10 protein-coding genes are annotated in these 10376 nt (G+C 75.9%); 5 read left to right on the forward strand and 5 right to left on the reverse strand.

Annotation, left to right across the window (positions count from 1 at the left end):
* On the reverse strand, nt 1-942 hold a 942-nt coding region (locus QK440_RS39785; RefSeq protein WP_282798148.1), incomplete at its 3' end, for a serine/threonine-protein kinase.
* Between the two features lie 218 nt (nt 943-1160).
* Entirely contained in the window at nt 1161-1949 is a 789-nt protein-coding gene (locus QK440_RS39790; RefSeq protein WP_282798149.1) for a VOC family protein, read from the reverse strand.
* Nucleotides 1950-2226: 277 nt separating this feature from the next.
* Between QK440_RS39790 and QK440_RS39795 the strand changes: the two genes are divergently transcribed.
* Entirely contained in the window at nt 2227-2874 is a 648-nt protein-coding gene (locus tag QK440_RS39795) for a TetR family transcriptional regulator (protein WP_282798150.1), read from the forward strand.
* Between the two features lie 265 nt (nt 2875-3139).
* Here the strand turns inward: QK440_RS39795 and QK440_RS39800 are convergent, their stop codons facing one another.
* Nucleotides 3140-4366: an acyl-CoA dehydrogenase family protein gene (locus tag QK440_RS39800; protein WP_282798151.1), complete on the reverse strand. Its 1227-nt coding sequence runs from the start codon at nt 4364-4366 to the stop codon at nt 3140-3142.
* A 144-nt stretch (nt 4367-4510) separates the two neighbouring features.
* Here QK440_RS39800 and QK440_RS39805 point away from each other — a divergent pair, with 144 nt between their 5' ends.
* From QK440_RS39805 to QK440_RS39815, 3 genes are all read left to right on the forward strand, one after another.
* A complete protein-coding gene (locus QK440_RS39805) occupies nt 4511-5695 on the forward strand; it encodes an acetyl-CoA acetyltransferase (protein ID WP_282798152.1) in 1185 nt (394 codons plus the stop codon).
* Between the two features lie 269 nt (nt 5696-5964).
* A complete protein-coding gene (locus tag QK440_RS39810) occupies nt 5965-6633 on the forward strand; it encodes a pyridoxal 5'-phosphate synthase (RefSeq protein ID WP_282798153.1) in 669 nt (222 codons plus the stop codon).
* Nucleotides 6630-7313 carry a GNAT family N-acetyltransferase gene (locus tag QK440_RS39815; RefSeq protein ID WP_282798154.1) on the forward strand — a complete coding sequence of 228 codons (684 nt, stop codon included), beginning with the start codon at nt 6630-6632 and terminating at the stop codon, nt 7311-7313. Before QK440_RS39810 ends, QK440_RS39815 begins: the two co-directional genes overlap by 4 nt.
* Here the strand turns inward: QK440_RS39815 and QK440_RS39820 are convergent.
* Nucleotides 7297-8190 carry a GNAT family N-acetyltransferase gene (locus QK440_RS39820; protein WP_282798155.1) on the reverse strand — a complete coding sequence of 298 codons (894 nt, stop codon included), beginning with the start codon at nt 8188-8190 and terminating at the stop codon, nt 7297-7299. The genes QK440_RS39815 and QK440_RS39820 overlap by 17 nt on opposite strands.
* Nucleotides 8191-8285: 95 nt before the next feature.
* Nucleotides 8286-8738 (reverse strand): Zn-ribbon domain-containing OB-fold protein, encoded by a 453-nt coding sequence (locus QK440_RS39825; protein ID WP_282798156.1) that lies wholly within the window; start codon nt 8736-8738, stop codon nt 8286-8288.
* Between the two features lie 338 nt (nt 8739-9076).
* Here QK440_RS39825 and QK440_RS39830 point away from each other — a divergent pair, with 338 nt between their 5' ends.
* Entirely contained in the window at nt 9077-10270 is a 1194-nt protein-coding gene (locus tag QK440_RS39830; RefSeq protein ID WP_282798157.1) for an NAD(P)/FAD-dependent oxidoreductase, read from the forward strand.
* Nucleotides 10271-10376: the final 106 nt, after the last annotated feature.

Raw genomic sequence — 10376 nt, forward strand, 5'->3', positions numbered from 1 at the left:
GCCGGACCCGGTGGTGCCCGCGGCGGCCCGCGCGGGCGGCCGGCCGCCGCGCCGGGCCTCGATGAGCGCGACGGCCCGCTCGGGCAGCCACGCGGAGGCGGTGCCGCTGTCGTCGCCGTTGCCCTCGGAGGCGAACAGGTGCGGGGCGAGCTGCGCCTGCAGGTCGCCCGGCGTGGGCCGCAGGGCGGCGTCCATCTGCATGCAGGACTCGATGAGCGGCCGCAGCTCGTCCGGCAGCCCCTCCAGGTCGGGGCCCTCGCGCAGCAGCATGAAGACGGTCTCCACGGGGTTGGCGCCGTGGAAGGGGGCGTGGCCGGTGGCGGCGAAGACGAGGGTGGAGCCGAGCGAGAAGACGTCGCTGGCGCCGGTGACGCTGCGGGAGTCCTTCGCCTGCTCGGGTGACATGTACGCCGGGGTGCCGACGGCGACGTTGGTCATGGTCAGGCGGGTGTTGGAGACGCCGGACGCGATGCCGAAGTCGATCACGCGGGGTCCGTCCTCGACGACGAGGACGTTGGACGGCTTCAGGTCGCGGTGCACGAGGCCCGCGCCGTGGATGGACTCCAGGGCCTCGGCGACGCCCGCGGCGAGCCAGCGCACGGCCTGGGTGGGCAGCGGCCCGTGCTCGTTCACTATCTCCTCGAGCGAGGGCGCGGGCACGTACGCCGTGGCGAGCCAGGGCACGGCGGCGCGCGGGTCGGCGTCGACCACGGCGGCCGTGTAGAAGCCGGACACGGCGCGGGCGGCCTCCACCTCGCGCGTGAAGCGCACGCGGAAGAGCTGGTCCTCGGCGAGCTCGGTCCGCACCGTCTTGATCGCCACGCGCCGCCCCGACGCGGAGCGCGCGAGATAGACGAGCCCCATGCCGCCGGCCCCGAGCCGCCCCAGGACCTCGAACGGGCCGATCCGCCGCGGATCGTGCTGCGTCAGCTGGTCCACCACTTGCCTGCCACCTCCCCGTACGCGGCCGCCGTTCCCGAGCGGCCCCGTGCAGCGTCTCACCACCGAGCCGCTAGGGCGGCACGCACCCTGATTCTTCCTGGCGGGGGCGCCGGGCGCTAACCCGGGGCGACATCGGGCCGTTTCCGGGCAAACCCGGCCTACCGGGACCGGCGGGGCGCCCGCCCGGGCCCCCTCGGGCCTCCCGGGCCCCGGGCCCCTCAGTCCTGCAGCACCCCGAACGCCGCCCCCTGGTTGTCGGCCAGGACGGCCACGCGCCCGTACGGGATGTCGAACGGCTCCGTCCGCACCCGGCCGCCGAGCCGCCGCACCGCGGCCGCCGTCGCGTCGCAGTCGGCCACGCAGAAGTAGCTGAGGAAGTGCGCGGGCATCTCGGCGGGGAAGGAGCCCGCCAGCACGGCCCGGCCGCCGATCGCGGTGTCGGGCCCGGCCGCGGCGCCCCGCGGCGACCAGGTGCGGAAGTCGTCGCCGCCGACCTCGACGTCGTAGACCCCGTACTCGAAGACGGACTCGTAGAACGGGTCGACGACGCTCTTGTCGCGCGCGTACACCTCGGTCCAGCAGTACGCGCCCGGCTCCCGCAGCTTGCCGAAGCCCCGGTGGGAGCCCGCCTGCCAGAGCCCGAAGACGGCGCCCTCGGGGTCGGCCACGAGCCCGGTCGTGCCGAACGGCCCCACCGGCACCGGCTCGGTGATCACCTGGCCGCCCGCGGCGGCGACGCGGGCGGCGGTCGTGGCGGCGTCCGGCGTCGCCAGGTACACCGTCCAGGCGGTCGGCAGGCGCCCGTCCGCCTTGGGGGCGAGGGCGGCGACGGGCCGGCCGTCGAGGCTCGCCCGGACGTAGTGCCCGTACCCGCCGCCCGCGGTGTCGTCGCGGGACCACCCGTCGTCGAAGGACCACCCGAAGAGCTCACCGTAGAAGCGCTTGCCGCCCTCGACGTCGGGCAGCGCCGCGTCCACCCAGCAGGGAACGCCTTCCGCGAATTCCATAGAACTGCTTCCTCTCAGCCGCCCCGCCGCACGCGCCGTCGGCCCACCGGGGCGACCGCCCCGTGTCCTCCGTCACAGCCACGCTAACCGCGCACGCGGAGCTCCGCAGCCCACCGATTCGAACACCTGGCCAATTCTTTTCGGCCGACGTCCCCCCGGACCGCCCGGGCGCCCTCCGGCGCACGAAGGACACCCGTCGGCGCCCCCGCGCCACCCCTTCAACCCCATTTGCACTCGGCCGAATCGCGCTCCGATCACCCCTCGGTAAGCTGACGGCATGACAGGACAGGTACGAACCGTCGACGGCCGAGTGGCCGGTCGGCGTGGTCAAGCGACACGTCAGAAACTGCTCGACTGCCTGAGCGAGATGCTCAGCTCGTCTCCCTACCGCGATGTGAAAGTCATCGACGTCGCCCGTAAGGCGGGCACTTCGCCGGCGACGTTCTACCAGTACTTTCCCGACGTCGAGGGCGCGGTCCTGGAGATCGCGGAACAAATGGCCGCCGAGGGCGCCGAATTGACCACCCTCCTCGAGGGCCGCTCCTGGACCGGCAAGGCCGGGTGGCAGACCTCGCAGGACCTCGTCGAGGGCTTCCTGGACTTCTGGCGGAAGAACGACGCCATCCTCCGCGTCGTCGACCTCGGGGCCGCCGAGGGCGACAAGCGCTTCTACAAGATCCGCATGAAGATCGTGAACTCGGTCAACAACTCCCTTGCGGACACCGTCAAGGAGCTCCAGGCCAAGGGCAAGGTCGACAAGGACGTGAGCCCCGCCGCGATGGCCGGTTCGCTGGTGGCCATGCTCGCCGCGGTCGCCTCGCACCAGCGCGGTTTCCAGTCCTGGGGCGTCAAGCAGGCCGAACTGAAGCCAAACCTCGCCACGTTGGTCCACCTGGGCGTCACGGGCAAGAAGCCCTCCAAGTAGCACCCGGGCCAGGCGACAGCCCTGCACCACCGTCCTGTCATTCCCGAGGGCTGCGCCCCTTTCCCCAGGTGGCGCCCGAATTCCTGCGGCGCGCCTCTCCTTCGCCGGTCACGTTCCCTTCGCGTCGGTCGCGCCTTTGCTTCGCGCCGCGCTTCCCTTCGCGACGCGCTTTTCCGTCGGCGCCGTGCCCTTCCCTTTACGCCGCGTCCTTCCGCCGCGCCACCTTTTCCCCTTGTTTCCCCCTGTATCGCTTACCTCCCTTGCGTCACTTCCCGTCGGCCCCGGCCCCGGCCCCGACCCCGTCCCCGTCCCCGCACGCGAACAGCCCCGCACGCTCGGCCGCGTGCGCGCGCAGCCGGTGTACGGGGCCGAACAGCAGCTCGTCGCCGGCGGCCCGCTTGAGGAACAGGTGCGCGTCGTGCTCCCAGGTGAAGCCGATGCCGCCGTGCAGCTGCACCGCCTCGGACGCTGCCTGCCGCAGCGCTTCCAGAGCCCGCGCGAGCGCCGGTCCGCCCGCCCGCTCCCCCGGTGCCGACCCCGCCGCCCAGGCCGCGTAGTACGCCGCCGACCGCGCCGCCTGCACGGCCGCGTGGACGTCCGCGAGGCGGTGCTTCACCGCCTGGAACGAACCGATCGGGCGGCCGAACTGCTCGCGCTCCTTGGCGTGGCCGACGGTCCGCGCGAGCGCCTCACCGGCCGCGCCGACGGCCTCGGCGGCCAGCACGGCGGCGACCGAGTCCCCCGCCTCCGCGAGGGCCCGGAGCACGGCCTCGCCGTCGTCGTCACCCAGCAACCGCGCGGGCACGTGCCGCAGTTCGAGGCGGGCCTGCGGGCGCGTCTCGTCCAGCGTGGGCACGCGTACGCGGGTCAGGCCGACGGCGTCACCGCGTACCAGGAAGAGCAGGGTCCGGGGGCGGGCGTAGCCGCCGGTGTGCGCGGCGACGAGCAGCAGGTCCGCGCTGTGCCCGCCGAGGACCTGGTCGGCCTGCCCGTACAGCCGCCAGCTCCCGTCGGCCGCGGCGGCGGCCTGGACGCCCCCCGCGCGCCCGCCGCCCGCCCAGGGCCCGCCGTTGCCGCCGGTGAGGCCGAACGCGGTGGCCAACGCGGGGCCGGGGACGGCCAGGGCCGCGGTCAGGTCCCCGGCGGCGACGCGGGGCAGCCACGCGGCGCGCTGCTCCGGCGTGCCGAGGCGGAGCAGCAGGGGCGCGGCGAGCACGGCGGTCGCGAACAGCGGCGAGGGCACCAGGGCGCGCCCCAGCTCCTCGCTCGCCAGGGCCAGTTCCACGGGGCCGCACCCGACGCCGCCGTACCCCTCGGGCAGCGCGAGCCCGGCCAGGCCGAGCCGTCCGGTGAGGGTGTCCCACAGGCCAGGGTCGTACCCGGCGGGTGTCCGCACGGCGGACCTGACGTCGTCGGAGGTGCGGCGCTTGGTGACGGCCTCGCGCACGGCGCGGCGGATCTCGTCCTGCTCCACGGTGCAGGCGGCGTCCATCGGCGGGCTCCTCCCCGGGCGGAGTAACACGTACCTGACACACCGTCACCTAAGGCGGCGGGCCGCCATGCTAGGACCGCGCAGGACAGTTGCCCAGGCCCACAACAGGGCGCGCACACAGGCAATCTGATGTACCGTCAGACGATGCCGAGCCTCGTGCGCGCCGGAAGCAGGAAGGTGGCCGTCGTCGGTGTCGCCCTCGCCGACTGCGGCCGCGTCGAGGGCGTCACGCCCTACGCCCTGCACGCCCAGGCCGCGCGGCGGGCACTCGCCGACGCCGGGCTCGGCCGGGACGCCGTGGACGGGCTCGCCTCCGCGGGCCTCGGGACGCTGGCGCCCGTGGAGGTGGCGGAGTACCTGGGGCTGCGCCCGCGCTGGGTGGACTCCACCTCGGTGGGCGGCGCCGCCTGGGAGGTGATGGCGGCGCACGCGGCCGACGCCGTCGCGGCCGGGCGGGCGAACGCCGTGCTCCTCGTCTACGGCTCCACCGCCCGTGCCGACGTCAGGGCCGGGCGCCGCACGGGCGACCTGTCCTTCGGGGCGCGCGGCCCGCTCCAGTTCGAGGCCCCGTACGGGCATACGCTGATCGCCAAGTACGCGATGGCGGCCCGGCGCCACATGTACGCGTACGGCACCACGCTGGAGCAGCTCGCGGCCGTGGCCGTGCAGGCGCGGGCCAACGCGGCGGCGAACCCGGAGGCGCTGTTCCGCGACCCGATCACCGTGGACGACGTCCTCGGCGGCCCGGTGATCGCGGACCCGTTCACCCGGCTGCACTGCTGCCTGCGCTCCGACGGCGGCTGCGCGGTCCTGCTCGCGGCCGAGGAGCTGGTGCGCGACTGCGCGCAGCCGCCGGTGTGGGTGCTCGGCGCCGGTGAGCACGTCTCGCACTCCGCGATGTCCGCGTGGGAGGACTTCACCGTGTCCCCGGCGGCCGTCAGCGGGCGCCTCGCCTTCGAGCGCGCCGGGGTGCGGCCGGCCGAGGTCGACCTCGCACAGGTCTACGACGCCTTCACGTACATGACGCTGGTGACGCTGGAGGACCTCGGTTTCTGCGCGAAGGGCGAGGGCGGGGCGTTCGTGGAGCAGGGGCGGCTGCTGCGGGGCGGGGACCTGCCGACCAACACCGACGGCGGCGGCCTCTCCGCGCAGCACCCCGGGATGCGGGGCCTGTTCCTGATCGTGGAGGCGGTACGTCAGCTCCGCGGCCAGGCGGGAAGGGACCGCCAGGTCCACCGCCGCGACGGAACCCTGCCCCGCCTGGCGGTGGCGTCGGGCACGGGCGGCTGGTTCTGCTCATCGGGAACAGTGATCCTGGCCCGCGACTAGACCCCCACCGCTTCGCAGCCCGCCCGGCGAGATTTTCAGCCCGTCCGACGCATCCACAGCCCGCACGGCGAGATTCGCAGCCCGCCCGGCGAGATTCTCAGCCCGTCCGGCGCTTGAGGACGAGGCCGAAGGCCGATCAACCCGCACCGGCACCCGCACCCGCACCCGCGCCCGCACCGGAACACCCCAGCCCGTCCGGCGCCTGAGGACAAGCCGCGCAGCGGCGAAGAACCCCGCACAAGGCCCAGGGGCCAGGAACAATCACCACCATGACCACCCCCGACCCCTTCCCCGCCCTCCTCAGAGCCCAGAAGGTCTGGGACACCGAGCTCCCGTCCTTCGCCCCCGCCACCGCGCCGCAGGCACCCGTGGAGCTCTTCCACGCCTGGTTCGCCGACGCCGTGGCGGCCGGCCAGCCCGAGCCGCACACGATGACCCTGGCGACGACGGACGAGGCGGGCCTGCCCGACGCGCGCACCGTCATGCTTCACGGCGCCGACGCCGAGGGCTGGCACTTCGCCTCGCACGCGACCAGCCGCAAGGGCCGCCAGCTCGCCGCCCGGCCGTACGCGGCGCTGCACTTCTACTGGCCCGCCCGGGCCCGCCAGATCCGGCTGCGCGGCCCGGTCACCACCGCCCCGCACCCGGAGGCGCTGGCGGACCTGCACGCGCGGACCACCGGGGCCCTCGCCGCGGCCCTCGTCGGACGGCAGAGCGAAGTCCTGCGATCGTACGAGGAGTTGACGCGGGCCTCGGACGCCGCCTGGGAGCGGGCGGCGGCGCAACCGGACGCCGACGCGCCGAGCTGGACGCTGTACGTACTGGCCCCCGATGAGGTGGAGTTCTTCCAGGGGGACGCCCGGCGGCGGCACATCCGCCTCAGGTACCGGGCAACGGAACAACAGGGGGGATGGGCGAGGGAGTTGCTGTGGCCGTGACCGAAGAGGAAGGCGCGACGGGAGAGGGACCCGGACGATCCGAGCGGGCCGAGGAACCCGGACGTTTCGAGCGAGACGAGCGACACGGGCGAGACGAGCGAGTCGAGCGAGCCGGTCGAGACGGGCGATCCGGCCCGTCCGGGCGAGCCGGAGTCGAGCTGCGCCCGGCGCGCCCCGAGGACGCGGCGGCCGTCGCGCGGATCTGGCACGCCGGCTGGAGCGACGGCCACCTCGGGCACGTCCCGGGGGCCCTGCTCGCGGTCCGCACCCCGGAGTCGTTCGCGCTGCGCGCCCCGCGCCGCGTCGACGACACGGTGGTCGCGGTCGTGGCCGGGGAGATCGCGGGCTTCGTGATGGTCGTCGACGACGAGGTCGAACAGGTCTACGTGGCCGCCGACCACCGCGGCACGGGCGTCGCGCCCGCGCTGCTCGCCGAGGCCGAGCGCGTGGTCGCCGCCAAGGGGCACCGCCGGGCCTGGCTCGCGGTGGTCGACGGCAACGCCCGCGCCCGCCGCTTCTACGAGCGCAACGGCTGGCGCGACGAGGGCCTGTTCGAGTACCTGGCGGCCAGCGACAGCGGCCCGATCCGGGTGCCGTGCCACCGGTACGTCAAGCCGGTCACCGCCCCCGGGCCCCGTCTCCCCGGGCCCCCTCTCCCCGGCGTCATCGCCCCGGAGTGAAGGTGAACTGGGCGTAGTCGCGTACGGGCCGGTAGCCGATGCGCCGGTACAGGCCGTTGCTGGTGGGGTTGGCGAGGTCGGTGAAGAGCAGCACCTCGCGCGCGCCCGCGGCGAGCGCGGCCCGGCTGACCTCGGCGGTCACGGCGGCCGCGTGGCCCCGGGCCCGGTGCTCGGGCGGGGTGTAGACGGGGGCGACGCGCACCTGGCCCGCGAGGAGGCGGTGGGCGCCCGCCATGGACACGGGCGTGCCGTCGGGGGCCTCCCACAGGGTCACGCCGCCGTACGCGAGCCGGGCGTCGGCCCACTCCCCGGGGTCCGTCAGGCGCTCCTGGCCGAGGTCGGCCAGGAAGGCCTCGTGCCAGCGGACGAGCAGGTCCCGGTCCGCGGCGGTCGCGACCCGGGCGGTTCCGGGCGGGCCGGGCTCGGGCGGGGTCAGCTCGTCGAGGCGGTAGAGGCGCTGGCGGAGGTTCTCCGTCGCCGCGGCCCCGGTGCGCCGCCGCCAGGCGTCGGCGAAGGCCTCGGCGGTGGCCCGGTCGGACATCACGCCGGGCAGCTCGGGCGACCGGTCGGCCAGCTCCCCGGCCAGGGCGTCGAGGGCGTCCCGGGCGTCCGTGGCGCCGGGGTCCAGGGGGCTGACCGCCACCCGGTGCGGCGGCGTCCGCAGGAACGCCCCGCGCACCCGGCCGCCCCGCTCCAGCCAGCCGAGGAGCGGGTCCCCGTCCCCGTACACGTGCGGGCCCCGCGTCCGCAGGGTGTCGGCAACGGTGAGCAGCGCCGTGTTCAGGGCGGGCTCGGCGTGGAGGAAGAGCCGCGCGCGGTCCAGGAACTCGGCGGGGTCGGCGGTCAGGTGCCAGCGGGCGCCCGGGGTCGTGGTCATGCGGCATGCTCTCACCGCCCGAACCGCCCCCCCTACACGGCCTCCACCGCCCGGACCGCGATCACCGCCCGGCCCGACCACCACCCGCCACCCCCCTACCGCCCCGCACCCCCCGCACCACCACCGGAGCCGCGCGGCCGGAACACCGGTACCACCACGCCCTCCGCGGCCCGGCGGAACGCGACCGCCACCGGCATCCCCACCCGCAGCGCGGCGCCGTCGCAGTCCACCACCTCGGTCATCGTGCGCGGGCCCTCCGCCAGGTCCACGACCGCCGCGACGTACGGCACGCGCGCGCCGAACGGGGGCAGGTCGTTGCGGTGCACGACGGACCAGGTGTAGAGGGTCCCGTGCCCGCTCGCCCGCTCCCAGGTGACGTCCTCGCTCCAGCAGTACGGGCAGAACTCGCGCGGGTAGTGGTGCGCGCGCCCGCAGTCCGCGGCGCGGCAGCGGCGGATCAGCAGGTGCCCCGCCGCGGCGGCGTCCCAGTAGGGCCGGGTGAAGGCGTCGGTCTCGGGGAGGTCGAAGCGCGGCCCCGGGGCGGTCACCGGCGCACCGCCGCCGCGCCGACGGGCCCCGCGAGCTCCGCGCCCCGCGCGAACCGGCCCTTCTGCCGCGGGCGGCGCCGCCGCCCCGGCCGTCCCGGGCCGGGGCCGCCACGGGGAGCGGGGAGCCGTGCGGTGCCGCTGTGCCGGACGGTGTCCATGGGGCGACCTTCCCTGTTCGGCGGGCGGGCGTGACGGCGGTGGCGCAACGACACCTGACGTACCGTCAGTTGAGCGCACCACGCGCCGGGCGCGCAAGGGTCCGTCGTACGTGATCAATTCGCAACCGGTTTCGGACTTGACCGTCACCCATCAAGTGACGGCGTGGTTACCCTCCCGTCATGGCCGACTCGCATTCCCCGCTCACCAGCACCGACCGGCCCCACCCGGACCGGCGGGAACCGGCCCGTCCGGTGTACGTCATCGGCGCCGGCCCCGGCGGCCTCTCCGTCGCCGCCGCCCTGCGCGGCCGCGGCGTACGCGCCGTCGTCCTGGAGCGGTCCGACCACGTCGGCGCCTCCTGGCGCGGCCACTACGACCGCCTCCACCTGCACACCACCCGCCGCCTGTCCGCGCTGCCGGGCCTGGCGATGCCGCGCTCGTTCGGCCGCTGGGTGGCGCGCGACGACGTGGTCCGGTACCTGGAGAAGTACGCCGAGCACCACAACCTGGACGTGGTCACCGGCGTGGAGGTGACCCGCCTGGAGCGCGCCCCGGACGGCGCGGGCTGGCTGCTGCGCGCCACCGGGGGCCGTGAGCTCGCCGGCCGCGCGGTGGTGGTCGCCACCGGGTACAACCACACCCCGCACCTGCCGGACTGGCCGGGCGCCGACTCCTACCCCGGCGAGCTGATCCACGCCTCCTCCTACCGGGCGCCCGGCCCGTACGCGGGCAAGGACGTGCTCGTGGTCGGCGCCGGCAACACCGGGGCCGAGATCGCCGTCGACCTGGTCGAGGGCGGCGCCGCCCGCGTGCGGCTCGCCGTGCGCACCGCCCCGCACATCGTGCGCCGCTCCACCGCCGGGTGGCCCGCGCAGCGCTCCGCCGTCCTGTGCCGCAGGCTGCCGGTGCCGGTGGTCGACGGGCTCGGGCGCGTGGTGGCCCGCGTCAGCGTGCCCGACCTGTCCGCGCACGGGCTGCCGCGGCCCGACACCGGCCTGTACTCGCGCGTCCGCGAGGGCGCCATCCCGGTGCAGGACGTCGGCCTGATCGACGCGGTGCGCGCGGGCCGGGTCGAGCCCGTGGCCGCCGTCGAGGCCTTCGAGGACGGCAAGGTGGTACTGGCCGACGGCAACCGCGTCGGCCCCGACGCGGTGATCGCCGCCACCGGCTACCGCCGCGCCCTGGAACCCCTCCTCGGCCACCTCGGCGTCCTCGACGCCCGCGGCCGCCCCCGCGTCCACGGCGCCCGCACCGCGCCCGAGGCCCCGGGCCTGTACTTCACGGGCTTCACCACCCCGATCAGCGGGACGCTGCGGGAGCTGCGCCTGGACGCGGGCCGGATCGCCCGGGCGGTGGCCCGGTCCAAGGCGTAACCCGGGGCCCGCCGCCGTGGGCCGCGCCGCTCCCGCGGGCCGTGAGCCGCGCCATCCCCGGGGGCCGCGCCGCCCTCGCGGACCCCGCCGCGGTGGGCCGCGCCGC

This window comes from Streptomyces sp. CC224B, assembly GCF_030010595.1.
Lineage (GTDB): Bacteria > Actinomycetota > Actinomycetes > Streptomycetales > Streptomycetaceae > Streptomyces > Streptomyces longispororuber.